Here is a 24,821-nt window from a genome sequence, read left to right on the forward strand (position 1 = left end):
TCATGGGAAAGATCTACGGCGAAGGCGTTCCGGTCAAGGCAGCGTTTCCGGGATTTGAATCTTCGACGCCGCGCGGGGCGCAAGGTGACGAAAAAGGCTTGCTGCTGTATATCCATGTGCCTTTTTGCCAGTCTCGCTGTCACTACTGTAATTTTCACTCCCAACAGTTCGATCAGATAACTTTTGCCTGGTACCACAAGCTGTTACTGCAGGAGATAGCACTGTGGGGAAAGCGGCTCAAAAAGCCGCGCCTGGCAACGATCTATTTTGGCGGCGGTACGCCAAGCCTTGTCCCGCTTCAGCAGATGGACATGATCATGAAAGGGTTGGACAAGGCGTTCACCCTGACCTCGGGCATGGAAGTCACCCTGGAGGCCAACCCCGACTCGGCGCAGGATGTCAGCTATTTTCGGGCCTTGATTTCCATGGGCTTCAATCGGCTGTCGCTGGGCATGCAGAGTCTGAGCGATACGGATTTACAACTTATGGGCAGGCCGCACTCTGCGGCTATGACCCACGCCTCCTACGATGCCGCCCGTCAAGCCGGATTCGGCAATATCGGACTTGACCTGATATGGGGATTGCCGGGGCAGCGCCTCAAGACGTGGATAGACCACCTTACTGCTGTGACCAGCATGCGCCCCGAGCATATCTCATCCTACAATTTGACCCTTGAAGAGAACACGGTGATGCACAAGATGTGTGGTCCCGGTGGCGACTTCCCGCTTCCTACCGAACGGGAGCAGGGGCGAATGTTCATTTACGGTGCAGAATTCCTCGAAGCCGAGGGGTACATGCATTATGAAGTCTCCAATTTTGCCCGTATGGGGTTCATGTCCAGACATAATGCCGGATACTGGAACGGCTCCGACTACCTCGGACTCGGCCCGTCGGCGGTTTCGACCATAGGGCGTCGGCGTTTTCACAACCCGCGCTATATGGATGAATACGACGCATACGTGCGCGGCGGATTTGTGGGGGATGACTATGAGAACCTCACCGATGACGACCTGCTCAAGGAAACCGTCATGCTTGCTCTGCGCACGTCCAAGGGACTGAACCTCAAGGATTTCAAGGAACGGGCCGGGTACGACCTCGTCAAGCGCCAGAATCAGCTCATCTCTGCCCTGCACCGGGAGAATCTCATCCGTATCAGCCACGGATATCTACGCCTGACCAAGAATGGCATGCTCGTATCCAATGTCATCATTCGCCGGTTGGCATTTGACGACTAGCTTTCGCTCCTTCTCTCTAAACACAACGCCTCTTTTTGCTTCCAGCCGATTTTCTGGTACGACACAGTATGTCAAATCACGCTTTGGAAAATGCTGCACAGGCCATCCGTCAATCCCGATGTACCATGAGCTTCACCGGAGCCGGGATATCCGTTGAATCAGGAATTCCGCCTTTTCGCGGCCCGGGAGGGGTGTGGTCGAAATATGATCCCGGCAAGTTCGAGAAAGCATATTTCAAGCGCCATCCCAAAGAGGTTTGGCCGCTGCTCAAAAAGGTGTTCTATGATCTGCTGGATGACGCCGAACCCAATGCCGCACACTATGCACTGGCGGAACTGGAAGCAGCAGGCAAACTGGCTGGCGTGGTGACACAGAACATCGATTCCCTGCATCAGGCCGCGGGAAGTGCAACCGTCCATGAATATCACGGGTCCATCCGGCGCATGCAGTGCATGTCCTGCCGCATTTTCTTCGATGCAAACGCGATATCATTGGAGCGACTCCCTCCGCCATGCCCAGCCTGCGGCGGGTTGCTCAAACCTGATTTCATCTTTTTCGGTGAAGGTATCCCCACGGACGTACACAGGGCCGCCACCGACCTCGCAAAACAGGCGGACGTCTGTCTTGTGGTCGGCACCGGCGGGCAGGTCATGCCTGCTGGCAGAATCCCGTACATTGTGAAGAATCGGGGCGGGACAGTTATTGAGATCAATTTGCATGATTCCGATTACAGCTACACGTTGAGCGATTATTACCTGCAAGGCAAAGCGGGCGTGCGGCTGCCGGAACTGGTTCGTGCCGTGCTCGGGTAAGAACATCCTTTTTATCCAATCAAAATACCATCACTTTTTGCACACAAAAAGGCCCCGGCGTAATAGCAATTACCGGGGCCAAGGTAGAGACTCCATAGCACATAGGCCGCCAGGTCCGGGCGGTAAGCGTACGGAGGTGTTCTATCGAATGAGAAGATCGGAGCTGAAGTGCCCGGTGCGGAGCGATTGCCCCGCACCGGGTGTGTTGCGTTTGTACTAGCCGCGCATGCGCTTTATCGGGCTGGCGAGCTTGGCCAGGAACTGCTTCCTGGACAACGGCCCGCGCTGGATGCCTGAGGCGTCAGCGGAGAGCATTTCGTAGTAGCTTGAGGGGTCAGTCTGTACCAGATAGATGACGCGGACTTCGTCCATGTCGACGAGTTCTGCATCGGGCCACTTCTCCTGGGCTTTGCCCAGACGTTCTTCAGCCAATGCGATCATTTCATCGCGATCGCCGAAGTTCATGGTGCCGGTGGGGCAGGAGGTGACGCAGGCAGGCCTCATTCCGGCCTTAACGCGATCATTGCACATGTCGCATTTCACGACGCGACCGGTCTCCTCGTCATAGCGAGGAATGTCGTAGGGGCAGGTGAACCGGACTCCATCCGGGTCCGGCTCCTGGGCCGTTACTTCGGTGTACACGACTGCGCCGGTTTCCGGATCGTGAATGATGGATCCAGGTACTTCCATGGCGTCGAGGCACGGAGGCTCGACACAGTGGCGGCACTGTTCGGGGAAGAACAGCCATTGCAGGCCGTTATCCGTTTCCACCTCGTTCATGCGAACCAGACGGATGGTCTTGCCGGACAGATCCGGGGGATTCTGGTGGGAACCCCGGTTGACGGTCTCTTCGGCAGGCAGTTTTTTCCATTGTTTACAGGCAATCTGGCAACCACGGCAGGCCGTACACTTGGTCAGATCGACGAAGAATGTCTTACTCATGTGTCATTCCTCCTTTACGCCTTGCGGACGTTGACCATGAAGGCCTTGGTTTCAGGGATGCCGGTGTTCGGATCACCGACGGACGGGGTCAGAATGTTGGCAGAATCGCCGCCATCCTTGGGCCATGTCCAGCCGAAGTGCCATGGAAGGCCAACCTGATGAACTTCGGTGCCTTGGATTTGGAACGGCTTCAGGCGCTTGGTGACGATTGCCACGGCCCAGATGGAACCGCGGATGGAGTCGACCATGACCTTTTCACCATTTTCAATGCCGCGAAGTTCCGCCAGTTGCGGGCTCATTTCCACGAAGACCTGGGGCTCGGTTTCAAGGAGCCAGCTCTGGTTACGTGTCATGACACCGGTCTGCCAGTGCTCGGTGACGCGGTAGGTAGTACCGACCAGCGGGTACTTGGGATCACAAACGGCCTTCTCTTCTGCATCGTAGGAGATGGCAGTGGGGTTGTGCAGGGTGCTGGAGAAGGGATGCGATTTAACCGGACATTCCAGCGGCTCGTAGTATTCGGGCAGCGGGCCGTCGGCTCGACCGGGGCCATACAGCTGACCGTGACCATGCTTGCGCATGATGAAGGCGTACTTGGTGCCGGGAGCCCAGCCGCCATCAGGAACGTCGCCCACCCACTTGGTTTCGGGGCCGGTCCATTGAATAACGGGCTTTTCCGGGTTCCAGGGGTTGCCCTGCAGATCGACGGAAGCTCTGTTGTAGAGAATCCGGCGGTTGACGGGCCAACACCAGGAGAAGTTCGGGTAGAGACCGATCTTTGCCTGTTCCACGGTCTGGGACAGGTCGCGACGAGCGGCCATGTTGCCCTTGTCCGTGTAGGAGTGGCAGTACAGCCAGTTACCGGAACAGGTGGAACCGTCGTCCTGGAGGAACGCGAAGCTCGGGACCTGCTGGCCCTTCTTGAACTTCTTGCCCTTGATCTCAACATCACGGGTGAAGTGACCGTTGATCAGCTTGGCTACCTTGTGCGGATCGAACACGCCGTTGGTGGCAATGCTGTCCCAGGACAGTCGGGTGATCGGTTCGGGATAGGCGCCGCCTTCCTTCTTGTACAGGGCCTGGATCTCATGCATCAGTTCATACATGAGGTCGCCGTCGGGCTTTTGGCCGTTGGGAGAGTCCGGACCTTTGTAGCGCCACTGCATCCAGCGACCGGAGTTGGTGACGGAACCTTCCTTCTCGATGGAGACCGCGCAGGGCAGGAAGAAGACTTCTGTCTTGATGTCTTCCGGGTTCATGTCAGGACCTTCCCAGAACCAACCGGTTTCATTGGGGAAGATGTTGACATTCACCAGCCAGTCGAGCTTGGTCAATGCTTTACGAGTCTTGTTGGAGTTGGCGCCGGAACAGGCCGGGTTCATACCCCAGGAGAAGAGGCCCTTGAACTGGCCCTTCGCCATTTTGTCGAACAGGGTCAGCCAGGAGTATTCGCTGGCAGCACCGGAATCGAGTCGAGGCAGATACTGGTAGGCATCCGCAGGATCATCGTCCATCCACATGGCCTTGAGCAATGAGGCGGAGTACTTGGGATAGTTCTGCCACCAGTTTGCTGACTTGGGATCATTGGATACCGGGGTGTATGCCTTGTTGTAATCGTCCAGGGTTGGCTGAGCCGCTTTTGGCGTCTGCAGGTAACCGGGGATGATGTGGTACAGCAGACAGTGGTCGGTGGAACCCTGAACGTTGGATTCACCGCGAAGGGCGTTGACGCCACCACCGGCTATACCGATGTTGCCGAGGAGCAGCTGGATCATGGCCATGCTGCGGATGTTCTGTACGCCAACGGTGTGCTGGGTCCAACCCATGGCGTACATGATGGTACCGGCCTTGTCCGGACGTCCGGTGGCCGTGAAGGTTTCGTACAGGTGAACCAACTCATCCTTGCTCATACCGGACATGGATGAAACGTCGTCCAGGTTGTAGCGTTCATAGTGCTTTTTGAGCAGCTGATAAACACACTGCGGATCCTGGAGGGTGGGGTCTTTCTTGGGATTGCCGTCGGCATCCATGGCAAAGGCCCACTTGGACTTGTCGTATGTCTTTGTTTTGGGGTCGTAACCGACGAAGATACCGTCGTCGAATTTGTAATCGTCGCCAACGATAAAGGAAGCGTTGGTGTAATGGACCACGTATTCCTTGAAAGCAAGGTCGTTGTCCAGAATGTACTTGATCATGCCACCGAGGACGGCGATATCGGCACCGGAACGGATGCCTGCCCAAACGTCGGCTTTGGCCGAGGTCCTGGTGTAACGAGGATCGACGTGGATCAGGGTTGCGCCCTTTTCCTGCGCCCGGGTCACCCATTTGAAGGAGATGGGATGGTTTTCGGCAGCGTTACTGCCCATTATAAGAATGCAATCAGAGTTCTGGAGATCGATCCAGTGATTGGTCATCGCGCCGCGTCCGAACGACTCTGCCAGAGCCGCAACAGTTGCGCTGTGTCAAATACGCGCCTGATGCTCAATATACACCAGGCCGAGGCTGCGGAGCATTGTCTGGTAAGCCCAGCACTCCTCGTTGTCGAGAGCGGCAGAACCTAATGATGCGATGTTGTCGACACGGTTGACGACCTGACCCTTCGCATTCTTGTAGGTAAAACCTTCATCGCGGGTCTTCTTGACATTGTGGGCGATCTTTTCGAGGGCCCATGCCAGGGAGACTTTCTTGAATTCTTTTGAGTAGGGAGCACGGTAAAGGACGGAATCCGGCCGACGATCATTGTCGTTGAGTTGCCAGATGGAAGAACCCTTGGCGCAGAGAGCGCCTTCGTTGACGGGGTGATCAGGGTCACCTTCAACGTTGATGGCCTTCATGGTTTTCAGGGAAGTGTTGACTACGAGCCCGCAACCCACTGCACAGTAACAACAGACAGTCGTGGTCTGTTTGCTCCATTTCGGCGACAGGGCGGCAATGCGATCCTGCATTTGGCCTTGCGATGCAGCGGTGCACCCCAGCCCGAGCCCGCCAAATGCCGTAGCAACTGCGGCGGTGGCGGAGAGCTTGAGGAAGTTTCTTCGATTGGTATGCATTCGACCTCCAGTAGTTTGTGCGGATCAGCGTCCGCGAATCTCGCGACCCAGCGTCACGAGCAGAGAATAACCGCTTGGCTGCGTGACAGTATCCGGCACAGGCTTGCAAACAGGCTCATGGACGATGCTGTTGAACAGCGCCGTCATGGCTTGTGCTGCGGTCCGGACTGCCTTCATGGACATCCCCAGCCCGGCAAACGGGATGGTGGATGGCGTTTGTGCAGCCGATTTAAGGTTGTTGTTTGTGCGCATTTGCGTTCCTTCTCCTATTGGTTCTATGATTCTCTTATGGATTCTTTGATAAAGTTCAGCAATGGCTATGGTCTTCTATGAGTTTTCACACAGCCCATAAGTTATATGTTTTTTGTAACCGATTGAATTATAGATGGTAGTTTTGTGTCAAAATTGGCATAATTTGATTTCTTTACGATGGTTTGACACCAACTAATGTTGAACAGGATAAAGGCAGAGCACCAAAAAGGATGCATCTGAAATTGTTCAGTAATCCGGTGAAAGGGCCGGCTTTGGTGTGGTTGGCTGGCAAAAGGGTGTCGGAAACACGGTGAAGGGGAGAGGCGTTTTTATCGCAATCAATACATAAGATTATAACTGCTCGCGAGCTAGATGCTTCGCTTCAGCACAATATATAGAGCCTCTGTCAGATCGAAGAAATTGCAGGGGGCGAAAAAAAATACCCCGGTCGAAACCGGGGTATATGGAGTTAAGGGGGGTGGCGTATCAGCTAGTTCTGCGTGATCGAGATGCGCTTGGGTTGTGTCTTTTCAACCTTGGGCAGGTGCAGTTCAAGTACACCGTTGTCGAGGTTGGCCTTGATCCCTTCGCGGTTGATGATGTCCGTTATGGAAATGGAACGGACATATTCGCAATCGCCAAACTGCATTTCGACAAAGTGTTCACCTTCGCCCAGTGACAGGCTGGTCTTGCCGGAGATGGTCAGTTCATCATCCTGCAGATCAATGACCATATTCTCGCGCTTCACGCCGGGCAGGTCTATATAAATGTAGAATCCGTCTTCCCGTTCCAGGATATCCGTTGCCGGACGGTAGCGGGGAAGGTTCGCTTTTTCCTTGGCGACCGCATTCTCTTTCTTGACGATCTCACTCATGGGATTCCTCCTAAGCGACGTTGATGCTGATGGAGCGGGGCTTGACTTCTTCTGCCTTGGGCAGAGTAACGGTCAGCACACCATCGGTCATGACAGCAGTTACCTTGTCACGGTCCACTGGGACGCCTATGTTGACAACCCTGTGGAAAACTCCGCTTCCGCGTTCCTGTCGGTAGTATTTTCCCTGGGGCGCGGCACGCTCTCCCTTGAGAACCAGTGTCTTGTCCGTGAGGGTGAGTTCCATGTCTTCAAGCTCGACTCCGGGCACTTCGGCGCGAACATAAATGGCTTCCTCGTCATTGCTCAAATTGAGCGGAGGGTATGCCAGCCGTCGATAATCTCCAGATGGCGATTTGAAAAACTCCTCAAACATCCGGTCAAACCGGGATGGGAAATTATACAGCGTATTGAAATCGATAACCATGGGTCGGACCTCCTTGTTGCTTGGTAAGTGACAAGTTAGGTACGGTTTTGCGATCGTCAAGAGGGGGGTGTGGAAAAAAATGCTCCGCACCCGTTTTTCGGATGCGGAGCTGAAAAGTCCGGGTATGATCTCAAAATTATTTTGAGCCGGTCCATTTATCCATGGGGATGGCTTGATCCACCAGCATGATGGGGATGTCTTCCTTGATCGGGTAGACAACCTTGCAGGCATTGCAGGCCAATCCGTCCTGCGCTGGTTTCAGGGTCAGGGTGCCTTTGCATTTGGGGCAGGCGAGTATGGCAATGAGTTCTTTGTTCAACGTCATGGTTCCTCCTTGAACTGGCCGCAAAGTACACGCAGTCGCCGCCGGTGGCAACTGGTTCAGCGAGTCGTTTTTCCCATCATTTCCATCACCGTGGACTGAAGGTCCTGGCCGGTGATCGGCTTGACCAGCATCCGTGTCGCCCCCGCGTCCATGGAGTCCACTCCGGTCTGGAGGGAACCTTCGCCGGAAATGGCGAGTATGGGGGTGGGAGATCGCCGTGTCTGCGCTTCCATCCGACGTATGGCTCGTATGGCGTCCACGCCGTCCATCAAAGGCATGATGATGTCCATGATGATCAGGTCGAATCGCTTGCGTTCACAAAGATCCACAGCGTCTTCGCCATCTCGGGCCACAGCAACTGTACACCCGGTGTCATCAAGGTACGTGAGCAGCAGGTTCAGAAAATCCTCGCTGTCATCAACTATGAGAATGGAACAGTTCACAACATTCACGGTCCCTTTACCTTGCCTGTGTGTGTTGGTACACAAGTCCTTCAATGTACCATGTAGCATAATCTTATCAAAAAAATGACATGCAACCAATCGGGAAAACGACATGAGCATAGATTTACATACACATACAACGGCATCCGATGGCACTTGTTCGCCCACTGAACTGGTAAAACTTGCCAGCGAGGTCGGGCTGGAAGCCATTGCGGTTACGGACCACGACACGCTTTCTGGTCTGGATGAAGCGCAGGCTGCGGGCCGGATGTTCGGCGTTGAAGTCATTCCCGGTTGCGAGCTGAGCCTTGAACTCGAAGATGGTATCGGATGGCTGCACATGGTGGCCCTCTGGGTTCCACAGGATGCAAAGGCACTCAATGATGCTTTTGAATGGGTTATCGAAGGGCGAAAAAACCGAAACCACGAGATCGTGGAGAAGCTGCGCCAGCAGGGCATCAGTATCACCTATGAAGCGGTGGCGGCGCGAGCCGAAGGCACGATTGGCAGGCCCCATTTTGCTCAGGAGCTTGTTTCGCTCGGTGTGGTTTCTGACGTCAAGGAAGCCTTCCGTGTCTGGATTGGCGATTATGGTCGCGCCTATGTTCCCAAGCGTAAACTCAAGCCGAAGCAGGCCCTTGATATCCTCAATGAAATTGGAGCCACATCAATTCTTGCTCATCCGTTCGCCTTGAACATGAAGCCACAGGATGTGGACGAGTTGCTGGGTAAACTCAAGGCAATGGGCCTTGATGGGATGGAAGTGTATTACTCTGAACATTCCGATGTTGAAGTAAAACGCTACAAAGAGCTTGCGGAAAAGCATGATCTCCTCATCAGCGGAGGCTCGGATTTCCATGGCACGAACAAGCCGCATATAGCCCTTGGGAAAGGACGGGGAAAATTGCATGTCCCGAGTGAGTTGTTGGAAAAAATGAAAGCGCGTCGACGTGAGATGGGCTTGCCGGTGTAGTGATGTCGTGCGTGGCTGTCTCCTGTCAGCAGTATGGTGAATCGGTTCGCGAGGCGTTTCTTTCGGCATCAGGCCCTGAAGCTGTGGCCGGAGATCGGCCTATCCTTCTCAAGCCCAATCTGGTTAATGCGTCACCATTTCCGGTGACAACGCACCCGGATTTTGTGGCTGCGGTCATCGAAGCGATCCGCGAGCACACGTCAGTAGCCATGGTGATCGCCGAAGGGTGTGGAGCCATGGAGCTGGAGACCGAAGAAATATTTGTCCGGCTCGGCTATGACTGTCTTTCGGAAAAATATGGTGTTAAACTGCTCGATCTCAACCATGCGCCTCTGGTCCATCAAGAGAATCCGACATGCTCGATCTTCCCCGAAATGTGGCTGCCCGAAGTCGCGTTCACTCATTGCATAGTCTCTCTGCCGGTACTGAAGGCGCACTCACTCGCCGAAATGACCGGTGCCCTCAAAAACATGATGGGCTTTCCACCGCCCAGCCACTACCAGCGTGGCGGTTGGAAAAAATCGGCATTTCATGGACGGATGCATCGGTCCATCAAGGATTTGTGCCAGTACATCATGCCGGATTTCACGATCATGGATGCAACTGTCGGGTTGTCCCAGTACCATTTGGGCGGTGCCGAGTGCTGTCCGCCCATAGGGAAAATTCTTGCCGGAAGCGATGCCTTGGCTATTGATAGAATGGGGTGCGAACTGTTGGGAATGAACTGGCAGGACGTCGGGTACCTGCGGTAAAACTACCGAGCCTACAAGCGGCGATGTCCTTCCGGCTTCAAGGCCCGCTCGCCATCCAGTGCTGCATCTATCTCTGCCAATGCCTTGGCTTTGCCCGAGGGAAGGCGGACCTTCATGGGCAGATAGTTGGATGCGTGATTGGCCAGAAACAGGCCGCGTGACAATTCCAGCCCCGCCAGCAACTCTCGAATCTCGCGCAGTATTCCGTATGCATCGGGCAACTCGAAATCCCCGCGTTCTGCACGCTCATGGAGCGGTGTGCCGGGAATGAGCATGAGGGAAAGGGCGCCGATCTGTTCGGGGTCCATGGCTGATAATGCCCTGGCTGTGGCCTGCGCGTGCTCCATGGATCGCTCCACGCCCCCCAATCCGTTGATCACGGTGACATTGAGTTTGAAACCGGCACGTCGTGCCCGTTGTCCTTGTTCAACAATGGACTGGGCGTTGCCGTTCTTGTGCATCGCCTTGAGGATCACATCATCACCGGATTCCAACCCCATGTAGACGATATCAATTCCGGTTTCCTTGAGTTCCTGCAATTCCTCGTCGCTTTTGAGCCTCAAACTTTTGGCGCTGGCATAGGTGCCGATTCTATTGATCCAGGGAAGCATGGTTCGGATGTCCGCAAGGATCGAAAGGAGGCGGTTATGGGGGATGATCAACGCATCGCCATCCATGAGAAAGAGCCGTCGCTGATTTTTGCAGTGTGTTGCGGCAAAGGCGAGGTCCTTGCGAATGGTTTCGCTGTCCTTGATGGCAAACCGCTTGTTCATGTAGGCTCCGCAGAAATCGCACTTGTTGTGCGAACAGCCGAGAGTCACCTGCAGCAGAATGGAATTGGCCTCACTGGGTGGGCGGATGATGGTTCCCTGATGATCCATGGGTGGTTGATAGCACCGTCCGTGCCGCTTGAAAACCATCATGATTTGGTGACAATCATAAATAATAATAGCGAAGCATACCTGTTTTCGATGTATCATTTGACCAACTGGCGACGATTCCATATCTTTTCATATCATTATGAAAACCAGTATTTACAGGACTCATTTAATTTCGCGCCTGTGTAACCTATGACGATCGATAGGGAATGAAGAAAATACCCGCCAAACCAACATCGTATGTTTCCCTGGATGAAACCTCTCGCGCCCTGCTTGATTCGGCAGTGGAGTCCGCTTACGTCATGGATGTCAGCGGTTATGTGCTGGCCGCCAATGATATGGCCGCCAAACAGTTTGACCTGGAGAAAGGTCGGGATCTTGAGCAGTGCAACATCTATGATTTGCTCCCTCCTGAAACGGCTGAAATTCGGCGAGAAAAGGTTCAGGAGGCTATAGATTCCGTCAAAAAGGTCAATTTTGAAGAGGAAGTGCTGGGCAAGTCGCTGTTCCATTCAATTGTGCCTGTCTCCAATCCCTGGGGTGAAGTCGGGCGCCTGACCATCTCCACCCTCGATAAGACCGAACTGCGCCGGACCGATGAAGGACTGCGTCGCGAGCAGCAGCGACAGATTTTCTTTATGGAATCCCTGCCGGGTATTGTTTACCACCTGTACCCGGACAAGAGTATTCGGTACGCCAATCGATATTTTCGCAAGTATTTAGGTAGCCCCAAAGGGAAAATCTGTGCCGAGGCCCTCCATTGTTGTGAGGATGCATGTGACGGCTGTCCTCCCATGGAGGCAATGGAGACAGATCGTGCGGTTGAGTGGGACTGGACCGACAACAAGGGGCGTACCTTTCACCTCCAATGCAGTCCGATGACGGATTCCGCGGGTGAGCGGATGATCATGGTCCTTGGTATCGACATCACGGCGCGTAAGCGTGCAGAGGATGAACTCAAACGGGCTCACGACAAATTGGAAGACCGGGTTCGCCAGCGCACCAAGGAACTGGAGAAGGCCAATACGGAACTGACCCAGAAATCCATGCGGTTGGTTTCGGCCATGAAGAAGGCGGACTCCGCCACACGAGCCAAGTCCGCGTTTCTGGCGAATATGAGCCACGAGATACGAACACCACTCAATGCCGTGCTCGGCATGGCTGAACTCTCCCTGCTTACGGAAGAAGCAGACAAGAAAAATCACTACCTGAAACGCGTCAAGGAAGCAGGGCATACCTTGTTGTCCGTCATTAACGACATCCTTGATTTTTCCAAAATCGAAGCACGCAAGCTGACACTTGAGACTATTGATTTCGATTTGCGGAGCGTCCTGGAGGCCGCCCTCGATATTCACAGCATGACGGTCATGGAAAAGGGGTTGGACCTGTCCTACAAAGTGGAGCCAAACGTTCCCGAGGTGTTGCAGGGAGATCCCTCTCGCCTCAAGCAGGTTTTGATCAATCTGCTGTCAAACGCCGTCAAATTCACGGAAAAGGGCGGAGTGGACGTTTCTGTTGCGCTGCTGAGCAGCGAGGAAATGGCTAATCCGGGCGATCGTGTCGTTCTGGAATTTTCCGTCACGGATACGGGGATTGGCATTCCTGAAGACAAGCAGGAAGATGTGTTCAAATCTTTCCTGCAGGCTGATGACTCCATCACCCGCAAGCATGGTGGAACCGGGTTGGGGCTGGCCATTTGCACCCTGTTGGTCGAGCTGATGGATGGCAGATTGCATTTGAGCAGCGTGGAAGGAGAGGGAAGTACCTTTTCCTTTACTGCCACCTTGGCCGTGGGCGACGCAAGCAAGCTGCAGGCCGAGGAACGGGCGCGGCGGGTTGATCAATCCATTACCATGCCCAAGCTCAAGGTCCTGCTGGCCGATGACAATGAACTCAACCGGCAGTTGGCGTCAACGCTGCTCGAAGAGCAGGGACACCAATGCGTCAAGGTTGAAAATGGTGCATTGGCACTGGAGGCCTTGAAAACGGAACATTTTGACGTGGTCCTCATGGACGTGCAGATGCCGGTCATGGATGGCGTGTCTGCGACTCGCGCCATCCGAACACCCAACTCTGGCGTGCTCAGCCCCGATATCCCCATTGTGGCGCTGACGGCACACGCACTGATGGGAGACAGGGAGCGCTTCCTGGAAGCAGGCATGACGGATTACATTGCAAAGCCTATCAAGATCGATGAGTTTTATTCGACACTGGCACGGGTAGTTCTGGGCCGTGAGGTTAAACAGAAGAAGCGTGCTGTTGCGGCAAAAAAAGAGGTTGCTTCGGAAACCTTTGATCGTCAGACTGCTCTCGATATGCTGGGTGGTCGTAAGGACCTGCTGACCCGAATGGACGAGATTTTTATTCGCGATGTTCCCGGAGAGCTTGAAGATTTACGAAATAATATCAATGATATGCACTGGGAGGACGCACAGCGCATGGCGCACTCCATTAAAGGCTCCTCGAGAACCGTAGGCGCTTCTCGATGCGGAGCGGTTGCCGAACAGATGGAGTTCTTTTGTCGCCAGCGGGATGGTGTGTCTGCTTCGAAAGAGTTGAAAACACTTGAATCAGAGGTTGAAAGCGCGTTAACGTTTATTCGTACTGACACGCAGTAAATGAAGTTGAGCAACTTTCCAAGGAGCGAAAGATGAAAACTATAATGGTCGTAGATGACGCACCGATGATTCGGGAGCTGATTAAATCAGTGCTCGAAGCCGAGGGGTTCGATGTGGTTGAGGCGGCTGATGGCGAAGAAGCCATTCGCCTGTTTCAGGACAAGGAAGTGGACCTCTCGATTATTGATATCTTTCTGCCGAAAAAGGGCGGACTGCAGGTGATGGGCGAGCTTATCAAATCGGAAAAGCCCCATAAATTCATCGCCATTTCCGGTGGAGAGGCGTTTAACCCTGAAGCAATCGTGGAATTGGCCAAGGTCTTTGATGTGGTGGATACGTTCACCAAGCCGATTGACACGCGCAAGCTGGTCGAAACAGTCAAAAAGGCATTGGCTGAATAAACGGCTGAAAATCGAATTGTGTGAGGAAGAGCGAAAACCAATACGGTTTTTTCTCTTCCTTTTTTATTGAGATAGTCTATCCGCCTGATAGATAAAGCTAGCGAACGTCGACTGTTATGCCTTCGTTGACGTAGAACAGGATCGTGTACTTGAGCTGGAGCTGATCCACGATTGTTTCCATGGATTTTTCACCGATGCCTGTCAGTCGAACATAGGTGTTCCGATGGTCGCCGTCGCTTGCCACGAAAACGCTGGAAATGGACAGACCCATTTCCTTGATGTCGCAGAGCAGTTCGGAGAGCGGGAATGTTTCCGGGTTGAGGCGGAATGCCAACTGAGCACCCGGCTGAGTGGAGCCGGAAACGGAGCAGAGAAAGCGCAGGACGTCAATCTGGGTGATGATGCCTACGAGTTTGCCGTCCTCAATGACCGGCAGTCCGCCTATCTTGTGGCGAACCAGCAGGTCGGCGACCTCGTCGATGGCCGTGTCCGGACTGACGGTGTAAGGGTCCAGCGTCATGATATCGCCGGCAGTGAGGGTGTAAAGCCCGCCTCCGGTATGTGTAACAGCATCGCCGGGGATGAATTTCGATGGCATGGCGTCCCGAATGTCACGGTCGGATATGATGCCTGCCAACCGTCCTCTGCTGTCGAGGACCGGGAATTGTCGAATGTTTTTCTCGTGCAGAATTTCCGCCGCATCCATGATCGACGAATTGACCCCAAGCGATAACACATTGACTGTCATCCAATCTCGAACCAGCATCATTCCCCGCCTTTATCGTTGCCTGACCCCTGAACCGGAACCCGTTGAACTCTTGTAATCCCTCGACAGGTAAAATGCAACGGGAACAGTAATTACAGTGTGTCCAGTGTCTCGCCAACGACCTTTGCCAGTGCCTGAATACGAGGACGGAGTTTGCGAATTTCAGGCTCCACCTGTTCAAAGGTTTCATGGTAGCACCGCTTCTCCAGTTGGCGGGATGTCTCCACAATGTCCATTGCCAGCACATGACTGGCAATGTTGGTGATGGAGTGGAGCACTGCCCCCAGGTCTTCAAGGTTGGCGGATTCAAGGCTGGCATCCAGGTTCTCCATATGGTTGTCGGCTTCCACCAGAAACAGGGTCAGGATTTCCTTGAGCAGGGATTGATTGCCGTCGAAACGGTTGGTGAGGCTTTCCAGGTCCAGGGTGACAACAGGGGCTGCATCGCGTTTGGGAGTCGCTCCGGATGGCATGGCCGGACCGGAACCCTGTTTGGTTGTTTTGCCTGCAACGGCCCGGGCAATGGCTGCGGAGAGTTCCTTCATGTCCACGGGCTTGCTGACATAGTCATCCATCCCGGCGGCAAACATGCGATCCTTGTCGCCTTTCATGGCATAGGCGGTCAGCGCTATGATAGGAATGTCGCTCTTAAACTCTTTACCCGTATGCTTCCGAATGATGCCGGTTGCTTCAATGCCGCCCATTTCCGGCATCTGGATATCCATGAGTATGAGGTCTATGTCGTGCCCCTGCCTTTTGAGGGTTTCGAGCACGGCCACGCCATTCTCGGCCACGATCACGTTGTGGCCGAACATGGTCAGGAAATGAACAAGGAATTTCTGGTTGAGCAGGTTGTCCTCGGCCAGAAGGATGTTCAGGTGCATACCGGTGGGGATGGAAGATGTTGATGTGACATGAGGAGTCGCTTTGTTTTGTGATACGCCGAGACAGACGGTAAAGGAAAACGTGCTGCCTGAGCCGTATTCACTCTCTACGTGGATGGTTCCGCCCATCATTTCGACGAATTCCTTGGATATGGTCAGGCCGAGCCCGGTTCCCTGATGTTTTTTCCTCACTGAACTATCGACCTAGGTGAAGCTCTCGAACACCGTGCCGAGCATGTCTTCGGGGATACCTTCGCCGCTATCCTGCACTTTGAACAGCAGGCAAATTGCGTCTTCCCTCTTTTCCATCACCTCCACGGTGACATCAACAAATCCCCGTTCGGTAAATTTCATGGCGTTGCTGATGAGATTGCGAAGAATCTGTCCCAGCCGATCCGGGTCTCCATGGACCATGTTCGGGACGGCCCCGGAAACCATATGGTTCAGGGAGACAGGTTTTTTCTCAGTCATGGGTGCGAATTGACGAACGGTGCGTTCCACCAGAGGACGTATCTCGAAATCTTCAGGTTTCAATTCGAGCTTGTGGGCTTCGATCTTGGAAATATCCAGCACGTCGTTGATGATGGCCAGTAGTGAACGGGCCGCATCACGGATCATGTCGATGTGCTCCCGCTGCTCCTCGTTCAGTCCGGTGGTGATGGTCATCTCGGCCATGCCAAGAATGCCGCTGATGGGAGTGCGGATTTCATGGCTCATGTTGGCGAGGAAGGTACTTTTCGACTGACTTGCTTCCATTGCCATGGTCTTGGCTATCTCGGCAGACCGGTTGGCTTCCTTCAACTGGCTTTCCATTCTGTTTCGCAAGATGGCGGCGCCAAACATGTCGGCGACCATGGTCATGGATTCGATCTCGACCGGCAGCCAGTCCCGCTCTTCCTCGTGCTCGGAAAGGCCGATGAATCCCCACCACTTGTCGGCAACGAAAACAGGCATCAGCAGGATGGACTTCGCTTCGGTCCGTTCAAAGAATTCCCGCTCGGTTGATTGAAAGCTGCGGATTTTACCGGCAACCACCTTGCGTCTGCTCAAAACGCCATGCCAGCGATCAAAAGTGGGGGAAAACGTCTGTCGGTGCATCTCGGGTTGACCGATAATGGGTGTCACGTTCTCCGCTGTCCATTCGTGGGTCATGGATACCATGGCCGGGCTGTCTGTTTCCGATTCAAGTTGGAAAATAAACACTCTGGAAACTTCCGTGGCCTTGCCAAGGGCTTTGAGTGCTTCGTCCGTCCCCTTGTGCCATTCGCCTTCCCTGAGAAATTTTTCTGCGAACGCCCCGACAACCTGCAGGATGGCATCCCGTCGAAAGAGATAATTTTCGAATTCTCGTTCTGGCGTCACGTCGCGGACCATACCGTATGCTCCGGTCATGGTGCCGTCCGGGTCATGGGTCACTCGTCTGTGCAGGTGAAGGTACTTCAGATTGCCTTCCGGGTCCTGAATCCGGTACTCGAAATCAAGAGGCCATCCTTGCTCTAGGGTCGCCTTGTTGGCCTGATCATAGATCTCGCGGTCTTCAGGAAGAACGAATTGTCGAGCGCTGGCGAAATCCGTCAGTCTGCCGTCGTCGTTGAGGATTCGGCGGACGCCTTTGGACCACCGCGGCATATGGCCGAAATCCATTTGCCATGTTCCGATTCGGGCGGTTTTCTCCACCCATTCAAAAAGCTTCTGCTGCTGTTTCAGGTGCCCTTCAAGGTCACGCTGCCGCACGACATTACGTATCAGTCGTTGCATGTCTCCTTGGGTTATCTCTTCACGGCTGAATACTTCAAAAGCTCCGGATTCCAGTGCTTTCTGTTGTTCCTGATCATCTGAACCGATGAAGACCGGACAGGTGTCGTGCTCCTGGCAGATGCGGTTGATGGCGCGAGGCCATGAGGTGTCGTCGCTGTCCGGTATAAGCAGAACAATGTCGGGTTCCATTTCTTCCAGCTTGCGAACGCCACGCGATAGCTGGGCATATCGATAGACGGTCACCGTCATGTCTCCGGAAAGCTCCGAAAACAGTCGTTCTTCCGGCTTTTTCCCGGCCAGGATCACCATGCGTAATTCCGTACCCATTATTCTGCTCCACTGCTGAGTCACAAAGGTATGAATGAAATATATTGAGACCTCTGCACGGCAAATCCCACACTTTTACTCTTTAACTATTTGATTTATTATGCTATTATTTCTCCATCCAAAGGAGGAAGGCATGGCTATTCGGCAGAAAGGACCTCGGTTGGGTGATTACTTCCTGGGGCACCGCAGAACCAAGACCACATTTCTGGATGAGATCAACGAACTCATCGACTGGCAGCCCATCAACGCCTTTCTGTGCAAGAAGATCAGGCGCAAGGCCAACGCCGTGGGCAATCCCGCCTATCCGCCTCTGGCGATGTTCAAGATTCTGCTCTTGCAGCGTTGGTACAACCTGAGTGATCCGGGCGTGGAGCAGGCGCTGCTCGACCGGCTCTCCTTTGTCAGATTTACCGGTTTTTCCATCGAGGACGACGTGCCGGACGAGACCACCATATGCCGTTTCCGTAACGGTTTGATCCGCCTGAAGGTGCTGGACTCCTTGCTCGACATGCTTAACCGCCAGCTTGAAGGACAAGGGCTTCTTGTCCGTGAGGGAGCCGTGGTGGACGCCTCGGTAGTCGAGTCGCAGCGGCGGCCGCGCAAGGTTATCGACGTGATGCCTGAGGACCGTTCCGAGGACGCCGAAGAACAGGATGGGCCGGTGGACTGCCGGGTCAGCTATTCGGATGACGAGGAGGCGGCCTGGCTCCGCAAGAGAAATCGGGCCTATTACGGCTACAAGCTCCATGCCGCGACGGACAGTCGAGACGGGTTTCTGCTCTGTGGTCACATCACTCCCGCGAACCATTCGGACACGGGCGAATTCGAGCGGCTCGTGAATGGCGTCGGCCTTGATCCCGGCGCACGGGTTTATGCGGACAAGGGCTATTGCAGCGGGAAGAACCGGGACATTCTGTTTGATCGCGATTTGGAGGACGGAACCATGGACAAGACGCCTCGTGGCGGCAGGCTGACAGACTTCGAAAAGACCCGCAACCGTGACATCAGCAGCATTCGGCAAATAGTCGAGCGGGCCTTCGGCACACTCAAACGTGGCTACGCATTCTTTCGGTCCCGATACGTGGGTCGTGAGAAGGTGGAGGGAGAGTTCCACATCCTCGCCATGGCGTTCAATTTGAAAAAAGCTGTTCGACTGGCGCGAGCCTGAAGGGAGAGGTGCGTCCAAAATCCGGCATTTCGGCCAGAAATGGCAGGAAAAGGCCGGGAATGAGCCCAAGCTGGGGTGCGGTCAGAACATCAAATTGGGTGCGGAGCGCAAGGCACGGACGCGAAAAGGGGATGCGCAGAGGTCTCATATTAGCCAAATCACGTAATTACGCAAGGATAACTATATTATAAGGAGCAGTTGGCTGGTTTTTGGCGGGTGAGAAATGATGCAATAACCTCCTTTTATCGTCTGCAAAGTCAAACGGTTAGCGTAGTTGCGCACTTGCGTTCCCTGTAAAGGGAGAGTATAGGTGATAGTAGGGTAGCTTCAGTCCAAAGGTGTTGTGGTTATGTCTTGGGAAGCCGCTCAATAAAGGGTGTTCCATGATGGCACGGTCTCTCAGTTGGATAATCTCCATACTGCTGCATACGGTCTTCGCCGTGGTGCTGTCATATGGTGTGCATTATCCCGACTTGCCGCTCGAGAAACTCATGGAAGTGGAGTTGACCCGGGTGCTTCCGCAGGAAGACATTGTGGTCGTAAAAACGCCACTACCTCCACCCCCTTCTCCTGTTCAGGAGCAGAAACAGGCATCGGACTCCCCGCAAGTCGCTCAGGCCCTGCCGGAAAATGAGACCATCGTGCTTGATGATGCGCCTCCTCCGCCCCTGGCTCCACCCTCACAATCGATACCTGTAGAGCCGGAGCAGCCACAGGCGGCGCCGGATTTTGAACCCATAAGCTCTGTGAAAGTCGCAGAGGATGAAAAGCTGCAACCTCAGGTGTCCCAGCCTGTCGCAGATGCCTCCAGTGTGGAGGATGCGGTCAATCGCATTGACGTCCGAAAGGGCGATACAATCGTCCATCGCGGACATGAAGCGCGGTTCGGGCGGGCGCTCATGGCCGACTATTACTCCTATTCATCCACAGAGTTCTCCGGTCAATTCAAAACACAGGATGATCGAACCATCACCATCATCGATGCCAGGGACACCGAGTATGGTCGTTTCCTTATCTATGACTCCAAGCACAAGACCCTTCGTCGGCTCAAGGAATTCGGTAAGTATGTTTATACCATAGGTCCTTCCGTCTATGCCGATGAACCGATAATCGGAACCGTGACCTTCCTGGCCAAGAATGATCGTATCGAGCGATTTATTCTAACATCGGACGATGACCGGATGGCACATTACCCGCGCAAGGTGCACATCAGGGAGCAGGAGGTACAACTGCCGACCAATCATGGTATCCGGACCGCATATGTTTCCATGCCGCCATATGGGGATGGGCAGCCCGGCGTGGTTCTCGTTCAGGGCAACCGATGTGTTCAGCCTGGGTTGGTGCAGGGAGTGACCCGGGCATTGTCCTCCAATAACCTGTGTGCGCTCTCGTTTCAGCCACGACAGTGCACTGGCGATGTGGAACGGAAGGATACCGATGCCGAGATAGTTGAGGATATTCGAGCGGCTGTGGCGCATTTTCCTTCTCTTGCCCGGGTGGACACATCCCGAGTCGGACTGTGGGGCCACGGGCAGGGAGTGCCCTTGGCTATCCGAGCGGTTCGGGCTGGAGGTGCATTGCAGCCGGCGTTTCTGGTGTGCATGCTCAATGAAAATGTGAATGTGGACGAGATGCCGACCAAGGCTGTCTTAAACGAACTTTCCATGCCGGTAATGTGGTTTTTCTCCGGTTCGGAAGTGGGAAGGTGGAATGATTTTGTGGATACCCTCGAAGCGCTTCGGGACTCTGCGGGGAAGGAATTCACCATAGTCATGGCTCCCATGCGCAAAAAGGGGAAAGCTGCCGAGGTCCTGGGTTCCAACGCCGCCTGGGTTGAGAACGTTGCTGAAGACCATATTCGGGTGGTGGCTTCGTGGATTGAAGGGCGGTCTCGATAAATAATGAGATAGTGATGGGCTAATTATGCGTCCTCCTTTCATTTGTTTGTCTATTAGGATATGCTGGGCAGCCTGTTGAATTTCTTGTGGAACATTTGTCGCTAGTCAAAACAATGAGTGATTTACCTGTCGAATATAGCTGGGACATCTCCCAACAGTTGGAATCGAATCCGCATCTCTTCAAGCTGATTCTTGGGGCCTCTGGTGTTGCCATGTCGCTTCGGGATACGGAGTTGCGTCCCATTTACATGAATCAGGCCTTTTTGGATTACTACGGCTATTCAGAACATGAAGCGCGAAACAGCCAGAAAGATAAGGTTCTGACCAAGGAGACCATCCGCTTGTATGACGAGGAGGTCTTGCCTGCATTGCGCGCTGGGCAGAGCTGGGAAGGCGAATACTCCATCCGCACTGCCAGCGGTCGGCAGTGCATGGTTTTGGGCCGATTTGATCCGGTTCTGGACAAGGAAGGGCGTTTCAAACTCGCTGTTTCAGTCATGCGCGACGCAAGCCATTCGCTCAAGCTGCGTAATGCGTTGACGCAGACAGAACGGCATCTGAAATTTCTGAGCGAAAACACCAGTGACTGTTTGTTTCGTCTTCGGCTGCAGGACGGGCGATACGACTACATAAGCTCGGCCGTGAAATCCATTACCGGATACACGCCCCAGGAGTTTTACCAGACCCCCCGCCTCTTTGATCAGTTGGCACCTGCGGAGTGGAAGGAAACGCTGGCTCTTTGGTGGCGAGAGATTCAGGGCGGTAACTGCCGCTACGAATATACCATGCCCATCCGTCACAAAACCCTTGGTATTCGTTGGGTGAACCAGCGAGTGACCGTGGTGAACGATGACAAGGGTGCTGCCATAGCCGTTGAAGGCATCATCACTGATGTGACCAAGGCCAAGGAAGCCGAGGAAGCACTGAAGGCCAGCGAAGAGAAATTCCGTTTTCTTGCCGAACGTATGACCGATGTGGTCTGGCTCATGGATAACGACATGAATTTCATTTACGCCACACCTTCCGCCAAAAAACTGTGGGGATATACGCCCGATGAGATGGTCCGGCTGGACTATCGGGAGCTGTTCACGGATGTGGGACTGGGCATGCTCAAGGAAGCGTATGAGTTGCGGGCCCTTGCCGAGGCTCGTGGCGACTACGAGTACGTCAATCATCTTGAGATGCCCCACATCCATAAACATGGCTACTGGGTCTGGTCCGATACGTCTGTTCGACGGCTCTATGATCACACCAATCGGCCTGTTGGCTATCAGGGTGTTTCGAGAGATATCTCAGATCGCAAGGATTCGGAAAACGCATTGCGGGCCAGTGAGCAAAAATATCGCTTACTGGTTGAAAACGTGACCGACGTTGTCTGGACCCAGGACAACATGTCCCGGTTCACCTACGTGACGCCCTCGGCCGAACAGCTGTGGGGGTATCCCGTGGAAGAGCTGATGCAGCTCGATTATCGGGATTTGTTCACCCCGGAATCACGATTGCTGCTTGAGCAAGCCAAGACACAGCGCAAGGCGGTCGAGGTCCGCGGAAATTACACCGCCAACGAGCGACAGGTTTTCGAGCACTTGCGCAAAGACGGGACAACTGTCTGGGCGGAAAGTGTTGTTCGTCGCACATTCGATCCCAATGGAACCCCGTCGGGATATCTCGGTGTCAGCCGCGATATTACTGAACGAAAGAGTGCTGAAAACGCACTGTTGCAGAGTGAAAACCGTTTCCGCTCGCTCTTTGAAGAATCTCCCATATCCCTTTGGGAAGAGGATTTGACGAAGCTCAAACAGTACTTTGATGAGCTTAAGGAGCAGGGTGTCGTTAATTTCAGGGAATATTTTTATGCGCACCCCGAAAGTCTCGCCCATTGCGCGTCACTTGTGGAGGTGGTCGCCGTCAATAAGGCGACCCTTGATCTGCTGCGGGCCAGTGACAAAGAGGATCTGATAGGTAATCTGGACAAGGTCCTGACAGAAAGCTCCATGGCTGCCTTCACCGAGGAAATGATTCTGCTGGCTTCGGGTGGGTGCGAGTACTGCGGTGAAATTACCCACCGGACGCTGACAGGCGAAGAAATATGGGTTGTGGTGCATTTTCTAGTTCCCCCCGAATACAAGGATTCCCTGTCCAGAGTCATTGTTTCGCTCATTGACGTCACGCCGCGCAAGCGGGCCGAGCAGGCGTTGGTGGAATCCGAAGAGCGCTATCGCGTCGTGGTTGAGAATGCCCAGGAAGGCGTCATGATCATTCAGGACGATAAATCTCTGTTCGTGAATGAGGCGCTGGAGGAAATGTTGGGCTATTCCGGGGACGAGTTGCAGGACAGAAAACTTCAATCCCTTGTGTTTGAAGAGGATGTGCCGCAGGGGAATCTGTTCTTTAGGCGAAGCTACGCCAATGATTCCGAAGAAGAATTCACGACATTGCGGTTAAAGACGAAACAGGGCGAAATCAAGTGGGTTACACTCAACATCAAGCCTATTATGTGGGGAGGCAGGCCGGCCCGCATGGAAATCGTGACGGATATTACGCCGCACAAGATGCTGGAAAAAGAGTTGCGCATGGCGCATGCCCAGATGGAGGAGCGGGTCACCCGTCGTACTGCGGAACTCTCGAAAGCCAACCTTCTGCTCACTACCGAGATCGAAGAACGACGTAAGGCAGAGGAGCAGATTCTTACGCTGACCCAACAACTCATTCGCGCTCAGGAAGATGAACGGCAGCGTATTTCCCGCGATCTGCACGATAATGTCGCTCAGGATCTGTCTTCAATCGTATTGAACATGGAAACATTGTTCGATGGCGGAGGAGCAGTTGAGCCGGTGATACGGGAGCGGGTTCGATCCGTGGCAAAAGTTGTCCGCGGAGCCGTGGCTTCGGTGCGGCATATTGCCTATGGCCTGCGTCCGCCAGTGCTGGACCAGCTCGGTCTGAGCAGGACATTGAAGCAATTGTGCAATGAAACCGCTGGACGTACACCCATGGACGTGGTTTTTTCGGCTGTAGGTATTGAGAACATAAAGTTGAGTCTTGATACGGAAATTCATATATACCGCATGATTCAGGAAGCGTTGAACAATGTCTGCAAACATGCTTCGGCCTCGAACTGTTCAGTGCGACTTATAGGCAGCCATCCTGATCTTCTGGTTCGGGTGGCGGATAACGGGAGTGGGTTTGATGTGGAGCAGCGACGAACCGAGGTCGTTGACGAAAAACGCATGGGCTTGAAAAGCATGGAAGAGCGGGCGCGAATCATCGGTGCGACCATGGATATCCGCTCGAAAAACGGGATAGGAACACGGATTACGTTTAGAGTACCAATAAAGGACGCCAGGAGTCGTTAGATGAAGTTGATGATAGTAGACGATCACCCTCTATTTCGTGAGGGGTTGAAAACCATGATTTCCCGGGATTCCCGCTTCACTGTGGTGGCTGAAGCAGGAAATGGGAAAGAGGGAATGGCTCTAGCGAAAAAGCATGAGCCGGATATCATGCTGGTGGATATTTCCATGCCGGGCAAGAACGGCATCCAAATCGTTCGAGATCTCAAGGACGTGTTGCCAGATACACGTTTCATCATCATATCCATGCACTCGGAGGCCGATTATATCGTGGAGTCGTTCAGGGCCGGTGCCACCGGATATCTGATCAAGGAATCGGCAGCCTCCAACCTCATTCGCGGCCTTGATACCGTAGCTCGGGGTGAACTCTTCCTCGACAGCGCACTCTCACAGGAAGTGATCTTTCGTTTGTTACAGGCCAAGGACAGCAAAAGTGAAGACAGCGGCGAACCGTACTCTTCCCTCACGGCCCGCGAGCAGGAAGTCATGCGAATGCTGGCCGAGGGCTTAACCACCAAAGAGGTGGCCGCCAAACTGTTCATCAGCCCGAAAACAGTAGAGAATCATCGAACCAACCTGATGAAGAAATTGGGTTTGCAGAGCACTGTGGAGCTGATTCGTTACTCGGCACGGCTTGGACTGATCGATCTGGATACGTGGGCGATTTAGTCTCTGGAATGGATGCCGG

Annotated in this window: 20 protein-coding genes and 1 pseudogene; 10 read left to right on the forward strand and 11 right to left on the reverse strand. The window is 53.9% G+C overall.

Annotated features, from left to right (window positions below):
• The first annotated feature begins 2 nt into the window (after positions 1-2).
• Together hemW and DPRO_RS11080 are read left to right on the forward strand one after the other, a co-directional pair.
• The gene (gene hemW / locus DPRO_RS11075; protein WP_097012095.1) at positions 3-1,235 is read left to right on the forward strand and encodes a radical SAM family heme chaperone HemW; all 1,233 of its coding nucleotides are present in this window, start codon (positions 3-5) and stop codon (positions 1,233-1,235) included.
• Between the two features lie 68 nt (positions 1,236-1,303).
• A complete protein-coding gene (locus DPRO_RS11080) occupies positions 1,304-2,047 on the forward strand; it encodes an NAD-dependent deacylase (protein WP_097012096.1) in 744 nt (247 codons plus the stop codon).
• A gap of 216 nt (positions 2,048-2,263) precedes the next feature.
• Here DPRO_RS11080 and DPRO_RS11085 read toward each other — a convergent pair whose 3' ends face one another.
• The 7 genes from DPRO_RS11085 to DPRO_RS20030 form a co-directional block, all read right to left on the reverse strand.
• Positions 2,264-2,989 (reverse strand): 4Fe-4S dicluster domain-containing protein, encoded by a 726-nt coding sequence (locus DPRO_RS11085; protein ID WP_097012097.1) that lies wholly within the window; start codon positions 2,987-2,989, stop codon positions 2,264-2,266.
• 14 nt (positions 2,990-3,003) lie between these two features.
• Entirely contained in the window at positions 3,004-6,039 is a 3,036-nt protein-coding gene (gene fdnG / locus DPRO_RS11090) for a formate dehydrogenase-N subunit alpha (protein ID WP_097012098.1), read from the reverse strand.
• Between the two features lie 24 nt (positions 6,040-6,063).
• A complete protein-coding gene (locus tag DPRO_RS11095) occupies positions 6,064-6,291 on the reverse strand; it encodes a hypothetical protein (protein WP_097012099.1) in 228 nt (75 codons plus the stop codon).
• 490 nt (positions 6,292-6,781) lie between these two features.
• On the reverse strand, positions 6,782-7,165 hold the full coding sequence (locus DPRO_RS11100) for an Hsp20/alpha crystallin family protein (RefSeq protein WP_097012100.1): 384 nt from the start codon (positions 7,163-7,165) through the stop codon (positions 6,782-6,784).
• A 10-nt stretch (positions 7,166-7,175) separates the two neighbouring features.
• Positions 7,176-7,589 (reverse strand): Hsp20/alpha crystallin family protein, encoded by a 414-nt coding sequence (locus DPRO_RS11105; protein ID WP_097012101.1) that lies wholly within the window; start codon positions 7,587-7,589, stop codon positions 7,176-7,178.
• A 136-nt stretch (positions 7,590-7,725) separates the two neighbouring features.
• Positions 7,726-7,914 carry a Trm112 family protein gene (locus DPRO_RS11110; RefSeq protein ID WP_097012102.1) on the reverse strand — a complete coding sequence of 63 codons (189 nt, stop codon included), beginning with the start codon at positions 7,912-7,914 and terminating at the stop codon, positions 7,726-7,728.
• Between the two features lie 56 nt (positions 7,915-7,970).
• Positions 7,971-8,426, reverse strand: a complete 456-nt coding sequence (locus tag DPRO_RS20030; protein ID WP_162291176.1) for a response regulator — start codon at positions 8,424-8,426, stop codon at positions 7,971-7,973.
• Positions 8,427-8,469: 43 nt separating this feature from the next.
• On the opposite strand from DPRO_RS20030, the gene DPRO_RS11120 reads away from it, so the two are divergent.
• The gene (locus DPRO_RS11120; protein WP_097012103.1) at positions 8,470-9,330 is read left to right on the forward strand and encodes a PHP domain-containing protein; all 861 of its coding nucleotides are present in this window, start codon (positions 8,470-8,472) and stop codon (positions 9,328-9,330) included.
• 2 nt (positions 9,331-9,332) lie between these two features.
• Positions 9,333-10,082, forward strand: a complete 750-nt coding sequence (locus tag DPRO_RS11125; RefSeq protein WP_097012104.1) for a DUF362 domain-containing protein — start codon at positions 9,333-9,335, stop codon at positions 10,080-10,082.
• 11 nt (positions 10,083-10,093) lie between these two features.
• On the opposite strand, the gene DPRO_RS11130 is transcribed toward DPRO_RS11125, so the two are convergent.
• Positions 10,094-11,005: a radical SAM protein gene (locus DPRO_RS11130; RefSeq protein WP_232005559.1), complete on the reverse strand. Its 912-nt coding sequence runs from the start codon at positions 11,003-11,005 to the stop codon at positions 10,094-10,096.
• A gap of 164 nt (positions 11,006-11,169) precedes the next feature.
• Here DPRO_RS11130 and DPRO_RS11135 point away from each other — a divergent pair, with 164 nt between their 5' ends.
• The gene (locus tag DPRO_RS11135; protein ID WP_097012106.1) at positions 11,170-13,578 is read left to right on the forward strand and encodes an ATP-binding protein; all 2,409 of its coding nucleotides are present in this window, start codon (positions 11,170-11,172) and stop codon (positions 13,576-13,578) included.
• 32 nt (positions 13,579-13,610) lie between these two features.
• A complete protein-coding gene (locus tag DPRO_RS11140) occupies positions 13,611-13,979 on the forward strand; it encodes a response regulator (RefSeq protein ID WP_097012107.1) in 369 nt (122 codons plus the stop codon).
• A 97-nt stretch (positions 13,980-14,076) separates the two neighbouring features.
• Here DPRO_RS11140 and DPRO_RS11145 read toward each other — a convergent pair whose 3' ends face one another.
• The 3 genes and pseudogenes from DPRO_RS11145 to DPRO_RS11155 all read right to left on the reverse strand — a co-directional run.
• Positions 14,077-14,748, reverse strand: coding sequence for a CBS domain-containing protein (locus tag DPRO_RS11145; RefSeq protein WP_232005560.1), 672 nt, complete (start codon positions 14,746-14,748; stop codon positions 14,077-14,079).
• Between the two features lie 89 nt (positions 14,749-14,837).
• The gene (locus DPRO_RS11150; RefSeq protein ID WP_269459714.1) at positions 14,838-15,629 is read right to left on the reverse strand and encodes a response regulator; all 792 of its coding nucleotides are present in this window, start codon (positions 15,627-15,629) and stop codon (positions 14,838-14,840) included.
• 75 nt (positions 15,630-15,704) lie between these two features.
• Positions 15,705-17,714 (reverse strand): annotated as a pseudogene (locus DPRO_RS11155) (GAF domain-containing sensor histidine kinase); the annotation flags it as partial.
• Between the two features lie 100 nt (positions 17,715-17,814).
• Here DPRO_RS11155 and DPRO_RS11160 point away from each other — a divergent pair.
• From DPRO_RS11160 to DPRO_RS11175, 4 genes are all read left to right on the forward strand, one after another.
• Positions 17,815-18,882 carry an IS5 family transposase gene (locus DPRO_RS11160; RefSeq protein ID WP_097010253.1) on the forward strand — a complete coding sequence of 356 codons (1,068 nt, stop codon included), beginning with the start codon at positions 17,815-17,817 and terminating at the stop codon, positions 18,880-18,882.
• Between the two features lie 383 nt (positions 18,883-19,265).
• Entirely contained in the window at positions 19,266-20,780 is a 1,515-nt protein-coding gene (locus tag DPRO_RS11165; RefSeq protein ID WP_097012111.1) for a dienelactone hydrolase family protein, read from the forward strand.
• A gap of 113 nt (positions 20,781-20,893) precedes the next feature.
• The gene (locus tag DPRO_RS11170; protein WP_097012112.1) at positions 20,894-24,136 is read left to right on the forward strand and encodes a PAS domain-containing sensor histidine kinase; all 3,243 of its coding nucleotides are present in this window, start codon (positions 20,894-20,896) and stop codon (positions 24,134-24,136) included.
• Entirely contained in the window at positions 24,137-24,802 is a 666-nt protein-coding gene (locus DPRO_RS11175; RefSeq protein WP_097012113.1) for a response regulator, read from the forward strand.
• Positions 24,803-24,821: the final 19 nt, after the last annotated feature.

It is taken from the genome of Pseudodesulfovibrio profundus (assembly GCF_900217235.1).
GTDB lineage: Bacteria > Desulfobacterota > Desulfovibrionia > Desulfovibrionales > Desulfovibrionaceae > Pseudodesulfovibrio > Pseudodesulfovibrio profundus.